Raw genomic sequence first — 23,217 nt, 5'->3', positions numbered from 1 at the left:
CGCGCGCGGGACACTGAATGCGTAGTTGCACGACACGCAAGCAAATGCAACTGCTGATATATTGCACTGCAACATAACTTAGTCCTGCCCCATGCTGTACACCCTCTACGAGACCCATCGCTCCCTCATGGAGCCCTTCGCCGACCTGGCGCAGGCCGCCGCCAAGTTCTACAGCAACCCGCTGTCGCCGTTCAGCGAGACGCAACTGGCCCATCGCATTTCGGCGGGCTATGAACTGCTGTACCGCCTGGGCAAGGACTACGAGAAACCCGAGTTCGGCATCAGCACCGTGGACGTGGATGGCGTGAGCGTGGCCATCCATGAGCGCGTGGACGTCGACAAGCCGTTCTGCGAACTGCGCCGCTTCAAGCGGTTTTCGGACGACCCGGCCACCTTGCTCAAGCTCAAGGACCAGCCCGTGGTGCTGATCGTGGCGCCGTTGTCGGGGCACTACGCGACGCTGCTGCGCGAAACGGTGCGCACCATGCTGGAGAGCCACAAGGTCTACATCACCGACTGGAAGAACGCGCGCATGGTGCCGCTGCAGGAGGGCGAGTTCCACCTGGACGACTATGTGAACTACGTGCAGGAGTTCATCCGCTACCTGCAGGGCCAATACGGCAACTGCCATGTGATGAGCGTCTGCCAGCCCACCGTGCCGGTACTGGCCGCCGTCTCGCTGATGGCCAGCCGCGGTGAGACCACGCCACTGTCCATGACCATGATGGGCGGCCCCATCGATGCGCGCCGCTCACCCACGGCGGTGAACAACCTGGCCACCCAACGCAGCTTCGAGTGGTTCGAGAACAACGTCATCTACCGCGTGCCCGAGAACTTCCCGGGCGCCGGCCGACGCGTATACCCAGGCTTTCTGCAGTACGCGGGCTTCGTGGCCATGAACCCGGACCGGCACGCCAGCAGCCACTACGATTACTTCAAGAACCTCATCAAGGGCGATGACGCCAGCGCCGAGGCCCACCGCAAGTTCTACGACGAGTACAACGCGGTGCTCGACATGGATGCCGACTATTACCTGGAGACCATCAAGACCGTCTTCCAGGACTACAGCCTGGTCAACGGCACCTGGGACGTGCGCTCGCCGGACGGCGCGGTGGAGCGCGTGCGCCCCCAGGACATCACCCAGACCGCGCTGCTGACCATCGAAGGCGAGCTCGACGACATCTCCGGCTCCGGCCAGACCGAGGCGGCGCAGGATCTGTGCACCGGCATCGCCGCGGACCGGCGCAACCACCTTGAGGTGAAGGGCGCGGGCCACTACGGCATTTTCAGCGGCCGCCGCTGGCGCGAGCTGGTCTACCCGCAGGTGCGCGACTTCATCCGTGCCAACCAGTCCGCCCAGCCCACGTCACGCCCCCGCCGCGCACGCAGCGCCGCCTGACGCCGGCCATGACCTCCCCCGCAGCGCAGCAGGCGCTCGTCGAGCGCATTGACGCGGCCCTGCCCCAGACCCAGTGCACGCGCTGCGGCTACCCTGACTGCCAGTCCTATGCCCTTGCCATCGCACGGGGCGAGGCCGAGATCAACCAGTGCCCGCCCGGTGGGGCCCAGGGCGTTGCACGCCTGGCCGCCATCACTGGCCGGCCCGAGCTGCCGCTGAGCGCGGCCCATGGAACGGAGGTCCCGCGCGCCGTGGCGGTGATCGACGAGAACTGGTGCATCGGCTGCACGCTGTGCCTCAAGGCCTGCCCCACAGACGCCATCCTGGGCATCAACAAGCGCATGCACACCGTGATCGCGCCGCACTGCACGGGCTGCGAACTGTGCCTGCCCGCGTGCCCGGTGGATTGCATCCGCATGGAAAATGCCAGCGGCCAGGCCACTGGCTGGGCCGCATGGTCCGCCCCGCAGGCCGAGCAGGCGCGCGTGCGCTACCAGGCGCGGCAAGAGCGGCTGCAGCGCGAGGAGGCGCAGGCCACCGCCCCCGAACCCGTTCCTCCGGCGCCGGACAACGCGCCCGATCCCAAGCGCGCAGCCATTGCCGCGGCCCTGGCGCGCGCCCGCGCGCAGCGCGCCGACCGGGGCTGACGCCGCTGCGCCGGCAGCCCTACCGCTCACGACCGCAGCGGGCTATGGCAATACGGCGCGAACCGGCGACAGGCCTGCCGCATCAGGCCGCGAGCGACTTGTAGACGCCGCAGCCCAGATAGACATCTCCCGCGCGCTGCACGTAGGACATCTTGGTTTGCACCGCGCCCGTAGCCGGATTGGTGATGTCGTATTCCACCCAGCCCGGCGCGCGTTCGGCCTGGGCCACGATGGCGCTGACCAGCGCATCCCCGGCAATACCGGGAATGTCCTGCACCCGCGTTCCCACCTTGGCGGGATTGCCGCCAAAGGCCAGGTAGGTGCCGCCCGCATCGAGCGCGAACACGTACATGTCGCGGTCGTGGTAGGGCTGTGCGGGGTCGGTCAACGTGCGAAGAAAGGCGTCGCGCGGCAGGCCGCGCTGCACGGCCGCGGCGCGCTGCACCAGGGCCACGGCCTCCTCGGCCGTACCCTGCTGCAGGCGAAACGCCAGCACCGCCCGGGACAGGGTAGACGCCCGGCTCTCCAGCGCCTGCGCCTCGCGCAGGGCATCGCTCACCATCTGGGCATTTGCGCTGCGTGATCTGGTCCAGTTGCTGCACCGCGGTGCTGATCTCGCGCAGACCCGTGCCCTGTTCATTGACCGAGTGGGAGATTTCGCTCACATGCCCGGCCACGCCACGGATGCCTTGCGCCATGGCCGCAATGCCCTCACCGGCGGTGCGGATCAGCCCCGCGCTGCCCTCCACCTGCCGCACGGACGTGCCAATGAGGTCGCGGATCTCGCGCGCCGCCTCGGCCGAGCGGCCCGCCAGCGTGCGCACCTCGGCCGCCACCACCGCAAAACCCCGGCCCTGCTCGCCCGCGCGTGCCGCTTCCACGGCGGCATTCAGCGCCAGGATGTTGGTTTGGAAGGCGATGCCGTCGATCACCTGGATGATCTCGCCCATGCGACGGGCATCGTTCTGGATGCCCTGCACCGCCTCCACCGCCCGCGCCATCGCCTGGGTGCCCGCCTCAGCGGCTTGGCGCACCTCGCCGGCGCGCTGATCGGCCACGCTAGCCGCCTGCGCGTTGTTGTTCACGGCGGAAGACAGCTCCTCCACGCTGGCCGCGGTTTGCTCCAGGCTGGCGGCCTGTTGCTCGGTGCGGTCGGCCAGTTCGCGGTTGTCCGCCGCCAGGCTTTGACCCGCATGCGCCACCAGCGCCGCGTTGCTGCGGATGTCGGCCACCATCGACGAGAGCGTGTACACCATGCGGTTGAGTTGCTCGCCCATGTGCGCCAGTTCATCGCGGCCGCGCACTTCGGCCCGGCTGCACAGGTCGCCCTGCGCCGTGCGCTCCATGACGCCGCCCAGCCGCCGCAGGTCGCCCGCCACACTGGCCTGGAAAGCCGTGGCCAGATAGGCGGTGGCCAGCACCGCCACGCCACACACGGCCCACGTGGCGCGCGGCCCCCACCCCTGCACCCCCGCCACGGCCAGCAGTGCCAACACGGCCACGCCTCCCAACAGGGCCAGCTTGGCCGAGAAACGCAGGCGCCGCATGAGCCCTACGCCAGGTCGCAGAATGAATGAAACCGTCATCGCTTTTGTCCCCCTCGATGGCTGAAATGTGCGCCCTGGCGCGTCGCACTGATGAATTGATGCCGTTTGTAACCAAATTTGACGGCTGTGTAGAGCGATCAAACCCTGTAGTTGTTTTTGGGAACGGGTGGCGGGGCCGCGCCCTGTGGCGCCCGGCCGCATCCCTGATAATCGCCCCCCTATGAATCCCCTGCTCTCCCTACTGCAGCCCTATCCGTTCGAGCGGCTGCGACAGCTTTTTGCGGGGGTGACGCCCTCGGCCGCACACCGCGCCATCAGCCTGGGCATCGGCGAGCCACGCCATGCAACGCCGCCGTTCATCCAGGAGGCCCTGGCCGCCAACCTGGCAGGCCTGGCCAGCTACCCCTCCACCGCCGGTGACCCCAGCCTGCGCGAAGCCTGTGCCGGCTGGATGCAGCGGCGCTACCATATTCCCGTCAACCCCGCCACGCAGGTGCTGCCGGTGAACGGTTCGCGCGAGGCGTTGTTCGCATTCGCGCAAACCGTGGTGGACCCCACCCGCGCAGGCGCCACCGTGGTGTGCCCCAACCCGTTCTACCAAATCTATGAAGGTGCCACGCTGCTGGCCGGCGCCACGCCGTACTACGCCCCGAGCGATCCAGCGCGCAACTTTGCCGTGGACTGGGACAGCGTGCCCGAGGAGGTATGGCAGCGCACGCAACTGCTCTTCGTGTGCTCGCCCGGCAACCCCACGGGCGCCGTGATGCCCCTGCCCGAGTGGGAGAAGCTCTTCGCGCTGAGCGACCGTTACGGTTTCGTGATCGCCTCGGATGAGTGCTACAGCGAAATCTACTTCCGCGACGAGCCACCATTGGGCGGCATGGAGGCTGCAGCCAAGCTCGGACGCAGCGACTACCGCAACCTGATCGCCTTCACCAGCCTGTCCAAGCGCAGCAACGTGCCGGGCCTGCGCAGCGGCTTCGTGGCGGGCGACGCGGCACTCATCAAGGCGTTTTTGCTGTACCGCACCTACCACGGCAGTGCCATGGGGCCCGCCGTGCAGGCCGCCAGCGTGGCTGCCTGGAACGATGAGGTGCACGTGGAAGAAAACCGCGCCCTCTACCGCCAGAAGTTTGCCCAGGTCACGCCCATGCTCGCCGAGGTGATGGACGTGCGCCTGCCCGACGCGGGTTTCTACCTCTGGGCCAAGGTGCCCGACGCCCTGGGCATGAGCGATGCGGAGTTCGCCCAGGCCCTGCTGGCTCAATACAATGTCACGGTATTGCCGGGCAGCTATCTCGCCCGCGATTCCGGTGGCGCCAATCCCGGCGCCCAGCGCTTGCGCATGGCCCTTGTGGCCGAGACCGCGGAATGCGCCGAAGCGGCCTCGCGCATCGTGCAATTCATCCAATCCCGTACGTGATTCCATCCATGACCCAACAATTGCAGACCCTGATCGACAACGCCTGGGACAACCGCGCCAGCCTCTCGCCCTCCGCCGCGCCCAAGGAAGTGGTGGATGCCGTCGAGCATGTGATCGCCGAACTCAACAACGGCAGGCTGCGCGTGGCCACGCGCGAGGGCGTGGGCCAGTGGACCGTGCACCAGTGGATCAAGAAGGCCGTGCTGCTGTCGTTCCGCCTGAAGGACAACGAGCTCATGAAGGCCGGCGACCTGGGCTTCTTCGACAAGGTGCCCACCAAGTTCGCCCACCTGTCCGCCGACGAGATGGCCGCCACCGGCGTGCGCGTGGTGCCGCCGGCCGTGGCGCGCCGCGGCAGCTTCATCGCCAAGGGCGCGATCCTGATGCCCAGCTACGTGAACATCGGCGCCTATGTGGACGAAGGCACCATGGTGGACACCTGGGCCACCGTGGGCTCGTGCGCGCAGGTCGGAAAGAACGTGCACCTGTCCGGCGGCGTGGGGCTGGGCGGCGTGCTCGAGCCCCTGCAGGCCAACCCGACCATCATCGAGGACAACTGCTTCATCGGCGCGCGCTCCGAAGTCGTCGAGGGCGTGATCGTCGAAGAGAACTCGGTCATCAGCATGGGCGTGTACATCGGTCAGAGCACGCCGATCTACGACCGCACCACGGGCGAGACCACCTACGGCCGCGTGCCCGCAGGCTCCGTGGTGGTCAGCGGCAACCTGCCCAAGGACGGCGGCCGCTACAGCATGTACGCGGCCATCATCGTCAAGAAGGTGGACGCCAAGACCCGCTCCACCACCAGCCTGAACGACCTGCTGCGCGACTGAAGCTACGCCGCACCGGCACTGCACGCATACATAACCAGCACTGAGAGGGAACCAGCATGAGCACGATGGAGCGGATTCTGCGCCTGATGGCCGACAAGAAGGCATCCGATGTCTACCTGTCGGCCAACGCACCGGCGCTGATCAAGATCAACGGCGAATGCGTGCCGATCAACAGCCAGATCCTGCCGCCCGACGCGCCCAAGAACCTGCTGTCCGAGATCGTCCCCCCCGACCGCATCGAAGAGCTGGAAGAGACCGGTGAGCTCAACATGGGTGTGCCGCTCACCGGCGTAGGGCGCTTTCGCGTCAGCGCGATGCGCCAGCGCGGCACCTATGCGGTGGTGATCCGCTTCATCACGCAGAACATCCCGCAGTTGTCCACGCTGCACCTGCCGCCGGTGCTCAGCGAGCTGATCATGGAAAAGCGCGGCCTGATCCTGCTCGTGGGCGCCACGGGCTCGGGCAAGAGCACGACGCTGGCGGCGATGCTGGACGCGCGCAACGAGTCCATGACCGGCCACATCCTCACGGTGGAGGACCCGGTCGAATACCAGTTCAAGAACAAGAAGTCCATCGTCAACCAGCGGGAGATCGGCAGCGACACCCAGTCGCTGCAGACCGCGCTCAAGAACGCGCTGCGACAGGCGCCCGACGTGATCCTGATCGGCGAAATCCGTGACCGCGAGACCATGTCCGCCGCCATCGCCTACGCCCAGTCGGGCCACCTGTGCCTGGCCACGCTGCACGGCAACAACAGCTACCACGCCCTCAACCGCATCCTGTCGTTCTACCCCGTGGAGGTGCGCCCCACGATGCTGGGCGACCTGGCGTCCGCGCTCAAGGCCATCATCTCGCAGCGCCTGGTGCGCACCACGACCGGCGAGCGCGTGCCCGCGGCGGAGGTCATGCTCAACACCAAGCTGGTGGCCGAGCTGGTGGAAAAGGGCGACTTCTCGGGGATCCGCGAGGCCATGGAAAAATCCATGGCCGAAGGCTCGCAGACCTTCGAGGAAGCGCTGGCCCACCTGATCCTGGAGGGCAAGATCGACCGCAAGGAAGGCCTGGCCTACGCCGATTCCCCCACCAACCTCATGTGGCGCCTGCAAAACGACTTCTCGGCTGCCGCGAAGTCGGCGCGCGCCGTCAACGATGCCGGCCAGCAGTCCGAGGACGATGCCCCCTCGTTCACCGAGATCGTGCTGGACGTCAAGCCCGCCTGAGCCCGTTTCGCGGCCGCTGCACGGCAGTGCGCCGCCTGTACCCATGTCCCCCACCCTGCTACTGACCGAACAGCTCATCGCCCACCCCTCCGTCACGCCCGACGACGCGGGCTGCCTGGACCTGCTGGCCCGGCGCCTCGCTCCCTTGGGCTTTGCCTGCGAACGACTGGACAGCGGGCCCGAGAACTTCCGCGTCAGCAATTTGTGGTCAAAACGCAGTGCAGCGCTCTCTGGACAAGCGCAAGCAGCTACCAAAACAGTAGTATTCGCCGGCCACACCGACGTGGTGCCCACGGGCCCCGTGGAGCAGTGGAGCAGCCCGCCGTTCACCCCCACACACCGGGACGGCCGCCTGTACGGCCGCGGCGCGAGTGACATGAAGGCCTCGATCGCCGCATTCGTTGTCGCGGTCGAGGAGTTCCTGGCCGCCACGCCCGACCCGCGCCTGGATATCGCGCTGCTGCTGACCAGCGACGAGGAAGGCCCCTCGGTGGACGGCACCAAGGTGGTCATTGAGCAGCTGCGCGCGCGCGGGGAGCGGCTGGACTGGTGCATCGTGGGCGAACCCACCTCGGTCGAGCAGACCGGCGACATGATCAAGAACGGCCGCCGCGGCACGCTGTCCGGGCGGCTCACCGTGCGGGGGGTGCAGGGCCACATCGCCTACCCGCAGCTGGCGCGCAACCCCATCCATCAGGCCGTGCCCGCGCTCACCGAGCTCGCCGCCACCGTGTGGGATGAGGGCAACGCCTTCTTTCCGCCGACCAGCTGGCAGATGAGCAACATCCACGGCGGCACCGGCGCGACCAACGTGATCCCCGGCCAGGTGGTGATCGACTTCAACTTCCGCTTCAGCACCGAATCGACCGCCGAAGGGCTGCAGCAGCGCGTGCATGCGGTATTGGACCGCCACGGACTGGAATACGACCTGACCTGGACGCTGGGCGGCCAGCCCTTCCTGACCACGCCGGGCGAACTGGTGCAGGCGGTGCAGCAAGCCATCCGCGCCGAGACCGGTCTGGAAACCGAGCTGTCCACCACCGGCGGCACCAGCGACGGGCGCTTCATTGCACAGATTTGCCCCCAGGTGATCGAGCTGGGCCCGCCCAACGCCAGCATCCACAAGATCGACGAGAACGTGCGCTTGGTCGACATCGAGCCGCTCAAGAACATCTACCGCCGCACGCTCGAGCATCTCAACGCACTGGCGGGCGCATGACCGCGCAAGTGCACGGTGACACCGTCGGTGCGCTGGTCGCCAGCGGCGCCGCGCGCCTCACACAGGCCGGCGTGGCCTTCGGCCACGGCACCGCCAACGCACAGGACGAGGCCGCCTGGCTGGTGCTGTGGCGCCTGGGGCTGCCGCTGGACAGCGTGCTCGACGAGGGTGCTGAAGGTTCAGTGGCAAATCGGCCCGTAACGCCCGCCCATCAAGCGCTGGTAGCTACACTTTTTGAAGAACGCATCGCCACGCGCAAGCCGGCTGCCTACCTCACGCGCGAGGCCTGGTTGCAGGGCGTGCCGTTCTACGTGGACGAGCGCGCCATCGTGCCGCGCAGCTTCATTGCCGAACTGCTGGCCGACGGTAGCATCGACGACTGGCTCAGCGACCAGACGCGCCACGTGCTCGACCTGTGCACCGGCAACGGCAGCCTGGCCGTGCTGGCCGCCATGGCGTATCCCGACGTGCAGGTGACGGGCGCCGACCTCTCGCCCGACGCGCTGGCCGTGGCCCGCATCAACGTGGAGCGGCACGGGCTGCAGGAGCGCATCACGCTGGTCGAGTCCGACGGCCTGGCCGCCCTGCCCGGCCCCTGGGACCTGATCCTGTGCAACCCGCCCTACGTCAACGCCGCCAGCATGGCCCAGCTGCCGCCCGAGTACCGGGCCGAGCCCGAGCTGGCCCTGTCCGGCAATATGCGGGGCGGCCGGGACGGCATGGACTTCATTCGCCAGCTGTTGGCCGACGCCCCGGCGCGCATGAGCGAAGACGCCGTGCTGGTGCTGGAGATCGGCAACGAACGCGAACACTTCGAGGCCGCCTTTCCCGACCTGCCCGTGTTCTGGCTGGAGACCAGCGCCGGCAGCGACCAGGTGCTGCTGCTCACGCGCCAGGCCCTGCTCCCACTCGCTCCCGCAAAGTGACGGCGCCGGCCCATCCGGCCCCCGCCCCGTCCATTGGTTTTGACCCATGATCACCCTGAAGAACGTCACGCTGCGCCGCAGCGCCAAGGTATTGCTCGACGGCGTTTCCGTCACCATCAACCCCGGGGAGCATGTCGGCCTGGTCGGGCGTAACGGCGCTGGCAAGTCCACGCTGTTTGCGCTGCTCAATGGTTCGCTGCACGAAGACGGCGGTGACTTCTTCCTGCCCGCAGCCTGGCGCATGGCCCAGGTGGCGCAAAACATGCCAGAGACGGACGACTCTGCCACCGCCTTCGTACTGGAGGGCGACACCCGTCTGTCGGAGCTGCGCCAGGCGCTGCACACGGCAGAGCAGGCGGGTGATGGCATGGCCATCGCCCAGGCGCATTCCGACCTGGCAGACGCCGGTGCGCACGACGCCACCGCGCGCGCGCAGGCGCTCATCCTGGGTCTGGGCTTTCAGGTGGCGGAGCTGGAGCGCCCGGTCAACAGCTTCTCCGGCGGTTGGCGCATGCGCCTGCAACTGGCGCGCGCGCTGATGTGCCCCAGCGACCTGCTGCTGCTGGACGAGCCCACCAACCACTTGGACCTGGACGCGCTGGTATGGCTGGAAGCGTGGCTGCAGCGCTACAACGGTACCTTGGTCGTCATCAGCCACGACCGCGAATTCCTCGACGCCGTGACCCAGGTCACGCTGCACATCGATAACGCGCGCCTGACCCGCTACGGCGGCAACTACAGCAAGTTCGAGGAGCTGCGCGCCCAGCAGCTGGAACTGCAGCAGTCGGCCTACGAGCGCCAGCAGGACAAGATCGCGCACCTGCAGAAATTCATCGATCGGTTCAAGGCCAAGGCCACCAAGGCCAAACAGGCACAAAGCCGCGTGAAGGCGCTGGAGCGCATGGAGAAGATCGCCCCCGTGCTGGCCTCGGCCGACTTCACCTTCGAGTTCAAGGAGCCGGCCAACCTGCCCAACCCGATGCTGGCCATCACCGACGCGTCCTTCGGTTATCGCGCCGAGGATGGCAGCGAGACCACCATCCTGCGCCACGTGAACCGCTCGGTACTGGCCGGCCAGCGCATCGGCATTTTGGGCGCCAACGGCCAGGGCAAGTCCACGCTGGTCAAGACCATCGCCCGCACCATGGCGCCGCTCTCCGGCACCCTGACCGAGGGCAAGGGCCTGTCGATCGGCTACTTCGCGCAGCAGGAGCTGGACGTGCTGCGCCCCGGCGATAACCCGCTGGAGCACATGGTGCGCCTGGCGCGCGAACTGGGTGCCCAGGCCCAGGAACCCAGCCGCGAGCAGGACCTGCGCAACTTCCTGGGCAGCTTCAACTTCAGCGGCGACATGGTGCACCAGGCCGTGGGCACCATGAGCGGCGGGGAGAAGGCCCGCCTGGTGCTGGCCATGATCGTCTGGCAGCGCCCCAACCTGTTGCTGCTGGACGAGCCCACCAACCACCTGGATCTGGCCACGCGCGAGGCGCTGTCCATGGCGCTCAACGAGTTCGAGGGCACGGTGATGCTGGTCAGCCACGACCGCGCCCTGCTGCGCGCCGTGTGCGACGAGTTCTGGCTGGTCGGCCGAGGCGCCGTGGCGCCCTTCGACGGCGATCTGGACGATTACCAGCGCTATCTGCTTGATGAGTCCAAGCGCCTGCGCGAACAGGCCCGCGCCGCAGAGCAAACGGCTGGCGCCCCCGAGGAAGCAGCGGCATCCCCTTCGGCCGCACCCGCTGCGCCCGTGCGCGACGCCCGCGAGCAGCGCCGCCTGGAAGCCCAGGCCCGCCAACAGCTGGCCGAGAAAACCCGCCCGCTCAAGCGCGAGCTGGAACAGATCGACCAGCGCCTGGAGGCCCTGGGAAGGGAAAAGGCCGAACTGGAAGAGCGCCTGATGCAGGCCCTGCCCCCGGCCGAAATCGCCGACTGCGGCCGTCGCCTGAAAACCTGCACCGAGGAAACGGAACGGCTGGAAGAAAGGTGGCTGGATGTTTCCACGGCACTGGAAGAGCTGGGCCGCTGAGCGCCGCCGCCTCTCCAGGGTTTGATGCAAAATACCGCTGAAGCCGTTGATACAGGCGGGTTTGTTGCTATTAAAAACAAAGTGAATTCAGGGGCATCGGGAGGGTTGCATTTTTTTGCACCGCGCTGTCAACGCCACGCCAAGGGTCGGCGTTGTGGATACATCTAAGGAGTTCCACTCATGACAACCGCTGTAATTTTCTCCGCCTGGCCTGAAGACGAACGCGACCGCAAGCGCGCCCCAGCCCGTTTCTGAGCGGGGCCACGGCCCGCAAAGGGCCCAGCCGCCAGCCCTCTTCAACCCTTCTTGACCTGCGGAAACTCATCTTCCTGCAGGCACATGCCAGCCAAGCCGCTGGCCATCCACCCGGCCCCCGGTTCAGGCTTTTGAACCGGGGGCCAAAAAAAAGGAACGTATGCATACGTTCCTTTTTTTCGCCTGGCGTTCGCCTGGCTTTTGCTTGGCTTTTGCCTGGGCTTTGCCTCTAGAGCGTGTTGACGATCCGAGGCACGCTTTTCAAGCTCAATGCATGTGCAGGCCGCCGTTCACGGAGAAGTCCGCGCCGGTGGCGTAGCCGCCTTCTTCGGAGGCCAGCCAGGCCACCATGGATGCGATCTCGCTGGGCTCGCCCAGGCGCTTGACGGGGACGGTGGCGACGATCTTCTCCAGCACGTCGGGGCGGATGGCCTTGACCATGTCGGTGCCGATGTAGCCAGGGCTCACGGTGTTCACCGTCACGCCCTTGGTGGCCAGCTCTTGCGCCAGCGCCATCGAGAAACCGTGCATGCCGGCCTTGGCGGCAGAGTAGTTGGTCTGGCCTGCCTGGCCCTTGGCGCCGTTCACGCTGCTGATGTTGATGATGCGGCCCCAGCCCTTTTCAACCATGTCGCCCACCACCTGCTTGGTGACGTTGAACATGCTGTTGAGGTTGGTTTCGATGACCGCGTCCCAGTCCTCGCGCGACATCTTCACGAACATGCGGTCGCGCGTGATGCCTGCGTTGTTGACCAGCACGTCGATGTTGCCGTGTTCGGCCTTGGCCTGGGCGAAGGCGGCGACCGTGGAGTCCCAGTCGCTCACGTTGCCCACCGAGGCGTGAAACGTGAAGCCCAGCTCCTTTTGCTCGTTGATCCATTTGTCAAAGTCACGGGTCGGGCCGCAACCCGCGATGACCTTGAAGCCTTCCTTGTGCAGACGTTGGCAAATGGCAGTACCGATTCCACCCATGCCTCCTGTGACATACGCTACTTTCTGGTTCATTGTGTGCTCCTGATTCTTGGATAAACCGGTTTGACTCTAACTAAAAAACACGCCCGTTCAGGGCTAGAAAACCCGCATGACAAGTGATTGCCACGCAGGCATTCAACATAAGCACGGCAGCTGACTGCAACCCTACTGCACCACGACCGCAAGGGGCATGGCTTGCGCCGCCGTGCCTGCAAACTCAGCGCATCAGCGCTCCAGAGCCATCGAAACGCCCATGCCGCCGCCAATGCACAGCGCGGCCAGGCCCTTCTTGGCGCCCTGGCGCTGCATCTGGTGCAGCAGCGTGACCAGCACGCGGCAGCCGGACGCGCCAATGGGGTGGCCGATGGCGATGGCGCCGCCGTTGACGTTGACACGGGCCGGGTCCACGCCCAGCTCCTGGTTCACGGCGCACGCCTGGGCGGCAAAGGCTTCGTTGAGCTCGAACAGCTCCACGTCGCCCACGCTCCAGCCCGCGCGCTGCAGGGCCTTGCGCGATGCGGGCACCGGGCCCATGCCCATGGTGGCGGGGTCAAGGCCGGAGGTGCCGAAGGCCGCAATGCGCGCCAGCGGCGTCAGGCCCAGGGCGGCCGCCTTCTTGGCGCTCATCACCACCACGGCGGCGGCGCCGTCGTTGATGCCCGAGGCATTGCCCGCCGTGACCGTGCCCGCCTTGTCGAAGGCCGGGCGCAGGCCGGACAGCGCTTCCAGGTTGGTCTTGCGGTTCAGGTATTCGTCGGCCGCAAAAACGATGGGATCGCCCTTTTTCTGCGGCAGCGTGACGGGCACGATTTCATCGACGAAGCGGCCCGCGTCCTGCGCGGCGGCGGCTTTCTGCTGGCTGGCGGCGGCCAGGGCGTCCTGCATCTCGCGGGTGATGCCGTATTCCTTGGCCACGTTCTCGGCCGTGATGCCCATGTGGTACTGGTTGTAGACGTCCCACAGGCCGTCCACGATCATGGTGTCGACCAGCTTCCAGTCGCCCATGCGCTGGCCCTCGCGCGAGCCATTGAGCACGTGGGGCGCCAGGCTCATGTTCTCCTGGCCGCCGGCCACCACGATCTCGCTGTCGCCCGTGGCGACGGCCTGCGCGGCGAGCATGACAGCCTTCAGGCCCGAGCCGCACACGGCGTTGATCGTGAGCGCGGGGGTTTCCTTGGCCACGCCGGCCTTCATCATGGCCTGGCGCGCGGGGTTCTGGCCACAGCCGGCTGCGAGCACCTGGCCCATGATGACCTCGCCCACCTGGTCCGGCGCGACGCGCGCGCGCGCCAGGGCCTCGCGGATCACAAGGGCGCCCAGGTCCGTGGCCGGGGTCTTGGCGAGTGCGCCGCCAAACTTGCCCACGGGCGTGCGCACGGCGGAAACGATGACGATGTCTTCCATGGTGAATCCTCTTTGCTGTGATGCCTGCCGGCGCCATGCCGCAGGCGAATGAATCTTATCGGAGTGGGGGGAGCCGCCTTCAGGCCTTCTGCTTGACGTAGCGCCCCGGCGCCGGCTCTATGTCCTTGAAGTGCGGCGCCTTGCCGTAGCTCTTGGGCGCGGCGACCTGCTTGCCCGCGTGGCCCGCGAGCCAGGCGCACCAATCGTCCCACCAGCTGCCGGGCAACTCGGTCGCGCCGGCCAGCCATTCGTCCAGCGTGGGGGGCAGCTTGCCGTCCTCGCGCACCCAGTGGCTGCGCTTTTTCTTCGCCGGCGGGTTGATCACGCCCGCGATGTGGCCCGAGGCGCCCATGACGAAGCGTTTCTTGCCGGGCAGCACCTGGGTCGAAGCGTAGGCCGCGGCGGCGGGCACGATGTGGTCTTCGCGCGAGCCGTAGATGTACACGGGCAGCTTGACCTTGGAGAGGTCCAGCTTCTCGCCGCACACGGTGAGGGCGCCCGGCTCGATGAGCCTGTTCTCCAGGTAGAAGTTGCGCAGGTACCAGGCGTAGTACGGCCCGGGCAGGTTGGTGCTGTCGCTGTTCCAGTACAGCAGGTCGAAGGGCGGCGGCGTCTCGCCCTTGAGGTAGTTGCCCACCACGTAGTTCCACACCAGCTCGTTGGGGCGCAGGAAGCTGAAGGTGGAGGCGAGGTCCTGCCCCTTCATGAGCCCGCCCTGCCCCATCTGCATCTCGCGCAGGCGCACAAAGGACTCGTCGATGAACACGTCGAGGATGCCGGTGTCGCCGAAGTCGATGAGTGTGGTGAGGAAGGTGGCGCTGGCCACAGGGGACTCCCCCCGAGCAGCCAGTACCGCCAGGGCATTGGCGAGCATGGTCCCGCCCACGCAAAAGCCCAGGGCGTTGATCTGGTCGGCGCCGGAGATTTTCTGCACCGTGCCGATGGCCGTGAGCACGGCGTCTTCGATGTAGTCGTCCCAGGTTTTCTGCGACAGCGACGCATCCGGGTTGCACCAGCTGACCACGAAGGTGCGGTGGCCCTGGGCCACGGCGTAGCGGATCAGGGAGTTGTCGGGCTGCAGGTCGAGGATGTAGTACTTGTTGATGCACGGCGGCACCATCAGCAGGGGGCGCTCATAGACCTTGGGCGTCAGCGGCTTGTATTCGATGAGCTGGAACAGCTCGTTCTCGAACACCACCGCGCCTTCGGTCGTGGCCACGTTGCGGCCCACCTCGAAGCGGCTCTCGTCGGTCATGGAGATGTGGCCCTGGCGCATGTCGCGCAGCAGGTTGGCGATGCCCTTGGCAATGCTCTCGCCCTGGGTTTCCAGCGCCAGCTTCTGGGCCTCGGCATTGAAGGCCAGGAAGTTGCTGGGGGCTGCGGCGGCCAGCCACTGCTCCAGGCCGAAGCGAATGCGCGCGCGGGTTTTCTCGTCGCCCTCCACGGCATCGGCCAGGCCCATCAGGGTGCGCGCCTGCAGCTGATAGACGGCCGCCGAGAACGCCGACAAGGGGTTTTGCGCCCAGCCTTCCCCGGCAAAGCGCTTGTCTGCGGCAATGCCTGCGCCGGGCTGCATGCCCTGGCTCCACAGGTCGCGCGCGTCCTGCAGGTATTGCTGCTGCAGGGCGGCCAGCTTCTCGGGAACCAGGCGCACCGGCGCTGGCGGCTGCAGCGGCGCGGCGGCGGCGCCTGCAGCGGCGGGCTGCTGCATGGTGTGCAGCATCGCGCTCCAGCCCTCGGTCATCATCTGCTGGAATTGCCGGGCGTTCTCGGCCCAATCTGGTTGATTTGTCATCCCGACTCCTTTGTGGTTTTGCGGTTGGCCCGTGGGAATGGCCTGGGTGGTTCTGGTGAGGATTGTTGCCCAAGCGCCGGGCTCTTCAAAAAACGTAGCAGCTTCGTGGGGCATTGTGGGCGCGGCGGGGCTGCAGCGAGACACAATCACTGATTTGGCGGGCGGGTTTCGAGGGCGGATGTCGATCATGTATCTGGTGATTATCGCATGGCTGTATGTCACTGTGCTGATGGCCGTGGCCGAGGCCACGGCCGCCAATGGCTCGGTGCTGGGCGCCATCGTCACCTTCGTGCTGTACGGGCTGCTGCCCATGTCCATCGTGCTCTACATCCTGGGCACGCCGGGGCGCAAGCGGGCGATCCGCGCGCGGCAGCAGGCCGAGGCCGCCGCCGCTGAATCAGCCGCCGATCCAGACGCAGGCCGCCATGCGCCCGCTGGTGCCGAGGACGGGGGCGTCGCGCCGGTGCGAAAAGAACCGTGAGGGGTTGCCCACGGTGCACCAGGCGGGCGAGCCGTCGTTGCCGTGGAGCGCGGTCACGCCCCGGGCGCGCAGGCGGTGGCGCGCCAGTCCCGCCAGGTCGGCCAGCAGCTTGCCCGCGCCGCCGTGCGGCGTGAAGTAGCGGCCAGCCTGCGGGTCGTGGGCGCAGAAGGCGTGGCGCACCTCGGGGCCGACCTCGAAGGCCTGCGGGCCTATGCAGGGGCCAAGCCAGGCGATGACCTCATCGGCAGGCGTGGTTGCTTCTGTATTGATAGCTGACCGCCCTTGATCTACCTGGGCTAGCGCCGAAAAAGACTCCAAAGCCGCCTCCAGCACCCCCGCCGCCAGCCCGCGCCAGCCCGCATGCGCCGCCGCCACGCGCGTGCCCGCGCGGTTGGTGAACAGCACGGGCAGGCAGTCCGCCGCCATGACGGTGCAGGCCACGCCCGGCGCCTGGGTGGTGCAGGCGTCGGCGTCCAGGCCGTCGGGCGTGTCGGCGGCCAGGGTCTGCACGGCCGTGCCGTGCACCTGGCGCAGATAGACGGGGCGCACCGGGCGTGCGCTGCGGCCGTCGGCGTTCAGCGCCGCCTGCAGCGCGGCCCAGTTGGCCTGCACGGCTGCGGGGTCGTCGCCCACCAGGCGGCCCAGGTTGAAGCTGTCCCAGGGCGGCGCGCTCACGCCGCCGCTGCGCGTGGTGCACAGCGCGTGCACATGGGCCGGGGCGGGCCAGTCGGGCTGCAGCCAATCATGGGGAAGGTGGCGGGGAAGGTGGCAGGGCATGTGCGGGGCCACGGCTTCAGCCCTCGCTGTCCGGGCAGGCCGAGGGCTGGGCGCGCTGGAATGCAGGCAGCGCCATGCAGGCGTCGAACGCGGCCATGGTGAGCGGCAGGCCGCCCAGGTCCACGTTCACGCGCTGGCCGTTGAAGATTTGCGGCACCAGGCAGCAGTCGGCCAGCGTGGGCTGCTCGCCCCAGCACAGGCGCGAGGGCGCCAGCCCGGCGGCGGCGCGCTCCTGCGCCAGCAGCGCCAGCTGGCGCTCGAACGCCTCCAGGCCGTGGCGCACCCAGTGGCGGTACCAGTCGTCCCGGGCGGCGTCGCCCACCTGCAGCTGGTGCTTGAGGTACTTGAGCACGCGCAGGTTGTTCAGCGGGTGGATCTCGCAGGCCACCATCTGCGCCAGCGCCCGCACGTGGGCACGCGCCAGGGCACCGCCGGGCAGCAGCGGCGGCTCGGGGTGGGTTTCATCCAGGTATTCGATGATGGCCATGGACTGCGCGAGCAGGTGCCCGTCATCGGTCTGCAGCGCCGGCACCAGCGCGTCGCCCAGGCGGCTGGCATAGGCCGGGGCCCGCTGCTCGCCCTTCTGCAGGTGCACGGGCACATAGTCATAGGGCAGGCCCTTGAGCTCCAGCGCGATGCGCACGCGAAACGATGCCGAGGAGCGGAAGTAGTTGTAGAGCTTCATGCTGCCGCAGCATAAGCCAGCAGGGCGAAATGCGCCCAGCCGCCCATGGGAAGGCCCGCGCCGTGGCACACTGCATCCGTCCTCCACCCGTCCCTAAAAAGCGTCAAAAAACCATGAGCTATGTGATTCCCGCCCCCGTCCAGGCCAGCGTTCCCGTGCTGGGATCGGCCGATCGCTTTCCCGTGCACCGCATCTACTGCGTGGGCCGCAACTACGCCGAGCATGCCAAGGAAATGGGCTTCACCGGCCGCGAGCCGCCCTTCTTCTTCATGAAGCCGGCCGACGCCGTGCTGCCCGTGAACCCGGGCGAGACCGGCCAGATGCCCTACCCCACGCTGACCAAGGACTTGCACCACGAGATCGAGCTGGTGGTGGCCATCGGCAAGGGCGGCAAGCACATCGCCGCGGCCGACGCGCTGTCGCACATCTGGGGTTACGCCGTGGGCCTGGACATGACGCGTCGCGACCTGCAGGGCGAGATGAAGAAGCAGGGCCGCCCCTGGTGCATCGGCAAGGGCTTCGAGGCCAGCGCGCCCATCGGCCCGATCACGCCCGCGGCGCAGGCGGGCGACGTGCAGCAGGCAGCCATCTGGCTGCAGGTCAACGGCACGGACCGCCAGCGCAGCAGCGTGGGCCAGCTGATCTGGAACATCGCCGAGACCATCGAACATCTGTCCGCCGCGTGGGAGCTGCAGCCCGGCGACCTGATCTTCACCGGCACCCCCGAGGGGGTGGGCGCGGTGGTGCGCGGCGACGTGCTGGAAGGCGGCATCGACGGCCTGGGCACGCTGCGCGTGGCCGTGGCCTGATTCACTATCATAAAAATAGCTGCTAGCGCTTTCCCCATAAGCGCTGCAGCCGTTTTTTATTCATACAACGAATGAACTTCCGCCGCCCCATCAAGCATTGCCGCGCCTGCGGCACGGCCGTGGCCTACCGCGTGCCCGACGACGGTGACATGCGCGAGCGCGCCGTCTGCCCCAGTTGCAACGTAATCCACTACGAAAACCCGCTGATGGTGGTGGGAACGGTGCCGGTACTGGGGGACCATGTGCTGCTGTGCAAGCGCAACATCGAGCCGCGCCGCGGCAAGTGGACCCTGCCGGCCGGCTTCATGGAACTGGACGAGACCACCGTCGAGGGCGCCGCGCGCGAGACCGACGAGGAAGCGGGCGCGCAAATCCAGATGGGCCCGCTGTTTTCGCTGCTGAATGTGCCGCAGGCGGGTCAGGTGCACCTCTTTTACCTGGCCACGCTGCTCAGCGACCGCTTCGATCCCGGCCACGAGACCATCGAGGCACGCCTGTTCACCGAGGACGAGATCCCCTGGGACGAGATCGCGTTTCGCACCGTCAAGCACACGCTGGAGCAGTTCTTTGCCGACCGTCGCGCGGGGCGCTTCGGCATGCACTGCATCGACATCACCTGAGCAACCGACCAGCCCCTGCGCTGCGCCAACCGAGACCCGCAAGGCACAGCGCCGCAAACGCACCGCCGGCCCAGAACGTGGCCGCCGGCCCCACGGCATCCCACAGCAACCCGGCGACCGCGCTGGCCACCAGCATGGCCAAGCCGCTGGCCAGGTGGAACACGCCGTAGGCCGTGCCGCGCAGGTCGGCCGGAGTCGCATCCGCCACCATGGCCGATAGCAGGCCCTGCGTCATGCCCATGTGAATGCCCCATACGGCCACGCCGGCAATCACCAGGGTCCAGTGCTGGGCCGTTGCGAGCAGCACGTCCGACAGAATCAGCACCACCAGGCCCCAGGCCAGCAGCCGCGTGTGGCTCACGCGGTCCGACAGCTTGCCAAATGGATAGGCCGCCGCCGCATACACCAGGTTCATGGCCACCATCACCAGGGGCACGAGTGCCATGGGTATGCCGATGTTCTGGGCGCGCAGCACCAGGAAGGCTTCGCTGAAACGTGCCAGCGTGAACACCGCACCCACGGCCACCACCCACCAATAGGCGGGCCCCAGGCGGCGGATGTTCTCGCGCCGGATGGGGTTGGTGCGGCGCACGCCCCCTTGGGACGCAGGCTCGCGCACGCCCCAGGCCAGCACGGCCACCGACAGCACGCCTGGCACCACCGCCACCCAGAACACGGCGCGAAAGTCGTTGGCCCACAACAGCATCAGGCCCACGGCCAGCAGCGGCCCGACGAAGGCGCCCACCGTGTCCAGTGACTGGCGCAGGCCGAACGCGGCACCGAGAATCTCCGGCGGGGTCACGTCGGCCACCAGCGCATCGCGCGGTGCGCCGCGGATGCCTTTGCCCACACGATCGATCAGGCGCGCCGTCACGATCAAGCCGGCGCCCGAAGCCAGCGCGAAGAGCGGCTTGGTGACCGCCCCCAGCCCATAGCCCAGCAACGCCAGCCCCTTGCGCCTGCCAAGATAGTCGCTAAGCGTGCCCGAGAACACCTTGACGATCAGCGCCGTGGCTTCTGCCAGACCTTCGATGAGGCCCACCGCGAAGGCCGACATGCCCAGCGCGCCCACCATGAACATCGGCAACAGGCTGTGGATCATCTCGGACGAGATGTCCATCAGCATGCTCACCAGGCCCAGCGCCCATACAGCGGCGGGGATGCGCGCTGGCGAGGGTTGGCGCGGCGTCTGCATGCCAAGGGGCCGTGGTCAGCGGGTTTCGACGAAAAACGGCGCGTTGTCCTGCGGCCGGGGTACGACCACGCCACGCTGCACGGGATCGACCACCACGCCGGGAACCACCTGCGGCGCGGCGGGGCCGGCACCGGGTGACGCCGGGGGCGCCGCCGGAGCAGCGGCTGGCGGACCCGGCAACGGTGCATCCGGCTCGGTCACCCACACCGGCGGCTCGGCCGGCGCGGGGCGGGGCGTGACCTCCTGCAGCGGCACAAGGGGCGCATCCGTGATCTCGGGGCGCTCTTCCGGCGGCGGGGCGCTGGCGGCCGGCGCCGGCGTCTGCGGCAGTTCGGGCTGCGGCGCCGGAGCGCCCGCCGGGCCGGCCTGCTCACCCGTGGGTCGGCCGAATAGGTCATAGACCCAGTTGCGCAGCGTGCCCGCGGCCGAGCCGATCCAGGAGCTTTCCTCCTCATCCACGAAGCGCTCGCGCGCGTCGATGACCTTGGCGCGCAGGGCCTGGCGGAACACGTCGCCCACCATGGGCAGCGCACTGTGCGCGCCCTGCCCCCAGTAGTCGCTGCGCAGGGTGATGCGCCCGTCGTTGAAGCCCGCCCAGGCCCCCGCGACAAGCTGCGGATGCATCAGGATGAACCAGCCGTCGGTGTTGTCCTGCGTGGTGCCGGTCTTGCCCGCCACGTCCGCCGTGATGCCGTAGCGGCTGCGGATGGCCGCGCCCGTGCCTTTGTCCACCACGCCCCGCAGCGCGTCGCGCAGCTGCTGCGCGGCGGTGACGTCCAGCGCGCGCTCGGGCGATGCAGGCTTGAATTCCTCCAGCAGCTTGCCGTGCTTGTCCTCGATGCGCGTGATGACCCGGGGCGCCAGGTAACGCCCGCCGTTGGCGATGGTGCCGTAGGCGGCGACCATCTCCTTGAGCGTGACCGAGCTCGTGCCCAACGCCAGCGCGGGCACGGCCTCCAGTTCGGACTCGCGCACGCCCATGGCGCGGGCCAGTTGCACCACGCGCGCCGGCCCCACCTTCTGCATGAGCTGTGCGGTGATGGTGTTCTTGGAGTACGCCAGCCCGTCGCGCAGCGTCATGGGCTCCTCGCTGGGCGGCGTGCGGCCGTCCGTGGGGCGCCAGACCCGCTTGCCACCCAGGGGGATCTCCACCGCGGTGTCCAGCAGCGTGTCGGTCGGCTGCAGTCCCATCGCGAAGGCCGCGCCGTACACGAAGGGCTTGAAGGTGGAGCCCGGCTGGCGGCGCGCAGCCTGCACGTGGTCGAACGGATCGGTCGCGTAGTCGCGGCTGCCCACCCAGGCCAGCACGGCGCCGCTGCGCGGGTCCATGGCCATAAAACCGGCCTGAACGCGGGTCTTGGACTGACGCAGCGTGCGCAGGAAGCTGCCGTCGTCCAGCAGCTCGCGCAGTGCCTCCTCGGGTGCGGCACCCGCGGCCACCGCCTTTTCGTACTGGGGCGACTCGCGCACCAGCTGTTGCACCAGCGCGCTCTTGGGGCCCCAGGCGCTGCGCGGCGCCCACGCACCGTCGGCCACGCCCTGCAGCGCCCGGCCCTGCTGCTGCACGGCCCGGTTGGCCATCTCCTGCAGCCGCCCGTCGATGGTGGTGCGGATCACCAGCCCATCGGAATACAGGCTGTAGCCGTTGCGGTCGGCCCAGTCGATGAGCTGGCGGCGCAGTTGCTGCGCCAGGTGCGGGGCCAGTCCCGCCACCTCGGCCTGCCGCTCGAAGCGGATGCGCAGCGGGCGCTTGATCAGCCGCTCGTATTCCGCCTGCGAGAGCTTGCCCCGCTTGGCCATTTGCGCCAGCACGGTGTTGCGCCGGGCCTGCGCGCGCTCGGGGTTGAGCACCGGGTTGTAGTAGGCCGTGCCCTTGAGCATGCCGATCAGCGTGGCACTTTCCAGCACGTTGAGCTTGTCGGCCGACTTGTCGAAGTACGTGCGCGCCGCCATCTCGATGCCGTAGGCGTTGTAGAGGAAGGGCACCGTGTTCAGGTAGGTCTCCAGGATCTCGTCCTTGGAATACAGCCACTCGATCTTCAGCGCGGTGATCGCCTCCTTGATCTTGCGCGTGAGCGTGGGCGCGCGGCCGATGTCCTCGGGGTAGAGATTGCGCGCAAGCTGCTGGGTGATGGTGGAGCCGCCCTGCTTGTCACCGCCCACGGTGCGCACGACGGCCGACAGCGTGCGCCGCCAGTCCAGGCCGAAGTGGTCGTAGAAACGGTGGTCCTCGGTGGCGATGAGCGCATCGACCACGGGCTTGGCGATGGTCTCCAGCGGCACCCATTCGCGGTTCACCCACCGGTACTCGGCGAGCAGCCGCCCGTCGGCGGACACCAGTTGTGCAGGCTGGTCGCTCTTGGCCTTGCGGATGTCGCTGATCCCCGGCGTGAACGGGATCAGCGCCAGCACATACAGCACGCCGGCCAGCGCCAGCGCCGCCAGCAGCCACACCAGGCCATGCGCGGACAGCCAGCGCTCGGGCCGATGCAACAGTTGCGCCAGCGCGGGCCGCAGGCGGGCCCAGCGGGCTCGCAGGGTCGTGGAAAGATCCATGTAATTTATGGGCAAAAATGGCCTGTAGCGCTTGATCAGCAAGCGCTAGCAGCTATGAATTCAGAAGCAATGCGTAGACAGGGGTGCCCGGCCATGCGCGGCAGGCAGAACACGCGCCGCCGCGCCGGTCGCCGCACCAGCCGCGGCGCCTGGCGACGGGCCGGGCCTGCTTTATACCGCCAATCCCGCGCCAGGCTGGGCCGCTGTACGGATGCCACTGACCGCCCGGTGGCCCGCGCCACCACCTCAGCCCATGAACTGGCGCAACTGCGGCAGGCTGGCATGGGCGGCGCGCCGGCCCTCGGCAATGGCTTCGCTGGCACGGTGAAAGTCCAGCAGGCCCAAATGCGCCAGGCGCGGGGCGATCACCACCTCGGGCGGGTCACCCGCCATGCGGCTGCGGGTGATGCGCATCTGCATGATGTTCA

18 protein-coding genes and 2 pseudogenes are annotated in these 23,217 nt (G+C 67.9%); 11 read left to right on the top strand and 9 right to left on the bottom strand.

The window, feature by feature from the left end:
• Positions 1 to 91 precede the first annotated feature (91 nt).
• Both OX89_RS16830 and OX89_RS16825 read left to right on the top strand, forming a co-directional pair.
• Positions 92 to 1,399 (top strand): polyhydroxyalkanoate depolymerase, encoded by a 1,308-nt coding sequence (locus OX89_RS16830; protein ID WP_047351480.1) that lies wholly within the window; start codon positions 92 to 94, stop codon positions 1,397 to 1,399.
• A gap of 8 nt (positions 1,400 to 1,407) precedes the next feature.
• Entirely contained in the window at positions 1,408 to 2,046 is a 639-nt protein-coding gene (locus tag OX89_RS16825; RefSeq protein ID WP_047351479.1) for an RnfABCDGE type electron transport complex subunit B, read from the top strand.
• 82 nt (positions 2,047 to 2,128) lie between these two features.
• Here OX89_RS16825 and OX89_RS16820 read toward each other — a convergent pair.
• Positions 2,129 to 3,632 (bottom strand): annotated as a pseudogene (locus OX89_RS16820) (methyl-accepting chemotaxis protein).
• 181 nt (positions 3,633 to 3,813) lie between these two features.
• Between OX89_RS16820 and dapC the strand changes: the two are divergent.
• The 6 genes from dapC to OX89_RS16790 are packed head-to-tail and all read left to right on the top strand — an operon-like array spanning position 3,814 to position 11,240.
• Positions 3,814 to 5,016, top strand: a complete 1,203-nt coding sequence (gene dapC / locus OX89_RS16815) for a succinyldiaminopimelate transaminase (protein WP_047351478.1) — start codon at positions 3,814 to 3,816, stop codon at positions 5,014 to 5,016.
• A gap of 8 nt (positions 5,017 to 5,024) precedes the next feature.
• A complete protein-coding gene (gene dapD / locus OX89_RS16810) occupies positions 5,025 to 5,849 on the top strand; it encodes a 2,3,4,5-tetrahydropyridine-2,6-dicarboxylate N-succinyltransferase (RefSeq protein WP_015913412.1) in 825 nt (274 codons plus the stop codon).
• Between the two features lie 56 nt (positions 5,850 to 5,905).
• Positions 5,906 to 7,069 carry a PilT/PilU family type 4a pilus ATPase gene (locus tag OX89_RS16805; protein WP_011805311.1) on the top strand — a complete coding sequence of 388 codons (1,164 nt, stop codon included), beginning with the start codon at positions 5,906 to 5,908 and terminating at the stop codon, positions 7,067 to 7,069.
• A 43-nt stretch (positions 7,070 to 7,112) separates the two neighbouring features.
• Positions 7,113 to 8,288, top strand: coding sequence for a succinyl-diaminopimelate desuccinylase (gene dapE, locus OX89_RS16800; RefSeq protein WP_047351477.1), 1,176 nt, complete (start codon positions 7,113 to 7,115; stop codon positions 8,286 to 8,288).
• Entirely contained in the window at positions 8,285 to 9,214 is a 930-nt protein-coding gene (gene prmB, locus OX89_RS16795) for a 50S ribosomal protein L3 N(5)-glutamine methyltransferase (protein WP_047351476.1), read from the top strand. Before dapE ends, prmB begins: the two co-directional genes overlap by 4 nt.
• 46 nt (positions 9,215 to 9,260) lie before the next feature.
• Complete coding sequence (locus tag OX89_RS16790) at positions 9,261 to 11,240, top strand: ABC-F family ATP-binding cassette domain-containing protein (RefSeq protein WP_047351475.1); 1,980 nt, start codon at positions 9,261 to 9,263, stop codon at positions 11,238 to 11,240.
• A 522-nt stretch (positions 11,241 to 11,762) separates the two neighbouring features.
• Here OX89_RS16790 and phbB read toward each other — a convergent pair.
• The 3 genes from phbB to OX89_RS16775 form a co-directional block, all read right to left on the bottom strand.
• Positions 11,763 to 12,500 (bottom strand): acetoacetyl-CoA reductase, encoded by a 738-nt coding sequence (gene phbB, locus OX89_RS16785; protein ID WP_047351474.1) that lies wholly within the window; start codon positions 12,498 to 12,500, stop codon positions 11,763 to 11,765.
• Positions 12,501 to 12,692: 192 nt separating this feature from the next.
• Positions 12,693 to 13,871, bottom strand: coding sequence for an acetyl-CoA C-acetyltransferase (locus OX89_RS16780; protein WP_047351473.1), 1,179 nt, complete (start codon positions 13,869 to 13,871; stop codon positions 12,693 to 12,695).
• Positions 13,872 to 13,950: 79 nt separating this feature from the next.
• The gene (locus tag OX89_RS16775) at positions 13,951 to 15,666 is read right to left on the bottom strand and encodes an alpha/beta hydrolase (protein ID WP_047351472.1); all 1,716 of its coding nucleotides are present in this window, start codon (positions 15,664 to 15,666) and stop codon (positions 13,951 to 13,953) included.
• Positions 15,667 to 15,853: 187 nt separating this feature from the next.
• Between OX89_RS16775 and OX89_RS16770 the strand changes: the two genes are divergently transcribed.
• Entirely contained in the window at positions 15,854 to 16,147 is a 294-nt protein-coding gene (locus tag OX89_RS16770) for a hypothetical protein (RefSeq protein WP_047351508.1), read from the top strand.
• Here the strand turns inward: OX89_RS16770 and pgeF are convergent.
• Together pgeF and maiA are read right to left on the bottom strand one after the other, a co-directional pair.
• Positions 16,064 to 16,924, bottom strand: a complete 861-nt coding sequence (gene pgeF / locus OX89_RS16765) for a peptidoglycan editing factor PgeF (RefSeq protein ID WP_047351471.1) — start codon at positions 16,922 to 16,924, stop codon at positions 16,064 to 16,066. The two genes, OX89_RS16770 and pgeF, sit on opposite strands and share 84 nt — an antisense overlap.
• 16 nt (positions 16,925 to 16,940) lie before the next feature.
• The gene (maiA, locus tag OX89_RS16760) at positions 16,941 to 17,609 is read right to left on the bottom strand and encodes a maleylacetoacetate isomerase (protein WP_047351470.1); all 669 of its coding nucleotides are present in this window, start codon (positions 17,607 to 17,609) and stop codon (positions 16,941 to 16,943) included.
• Positions 17,610 to 17,722: 113 nt separating this feature from the next.
• Here maiA and OX89_RS16755 point away from each other — a divergent pair, with 113 nt between their 5' ends.
• Both OX89_RS16755 and OX89_RS16750 read left to right on the top strand, forming a co-directional pair.
• Complete coding sequence (locus OX89_RS16755; RefSeq protein ID WP_047351469.1) at positions 17,723 to 18,418, top strand: fumarylacetoacetate hydrolase family protein; 696 nt, start codon at positions 17,723 to 17,725, stop codon at positions 18,416 to 18,418.
• A 71-nt stretch (positions 18,419 to 18,489) separates the two neighbouring features.
• Positions 18,490 to 19,038, top strand: a complete 549-nt coding sequence (locus OX89_RS16750) for an NUDIX hydrolase (protein ID WP_047351468.1) — start codon at positions 18,490 to 18,492, stop codon at positions 19,036 to 19,038.
• On the opposite strand, the gene OX89_RS16745 is transcribed toward OX89_RS16750, so the two are convergent.
• The 3 genes and pseudogenes from OX89_RS16745 to OX89_RS19240 form a co-directional block, all read right to left on the bottom strand.
• Entirely contained in the window at positions 19,031 to 20,233 is a 1,203-nt protein-coding gene (locus tag OX89_RS16745; protein ID WP_047351467.1) for an MFS transporter, read from the bottom strand. The genes OX89_RS16750 and OX89_RS16745 overlap by 8 nt on opposite strands.
• Before the next feature lie 15 nt (positions 20,234 to 20,248).
• Positions 20,249 to 22,789 (bottom strand): penicillin-binding protein 1A, encoded by a 2,541-nt coding sequence (locus OX89_RS16740; protein ID WP_047351466.1) that lies wholly within the window; start codon positions 22,787 to 22,789, stop codon positions 20,249 to 20,251.
• A 246-nt stretch (positions 22,790 to 23,035) separates the two neighbouring features.
• A pseudogene (locus OX89_RS19240) lies at positions 23,036 to 23,217 on the bottom strand (patatin); the annotation flags it as partial.

The organism is Diaphorobacter sp. J5-51, from assembly GCF_001023515.1.
Classification (GTDB): Bacteria; Pseudomonadota; Gammaproteobacteria; order Burkholderiales; family Burkholderiaceae_C; genus Diaphorobacter; species Diaphorobacter nitroreducens.
The sequence above is the reverse complement of the archived record's forward strand: the minus strand, read 5'-3'. Positions and strand labels throughout refer to the sequence as shown.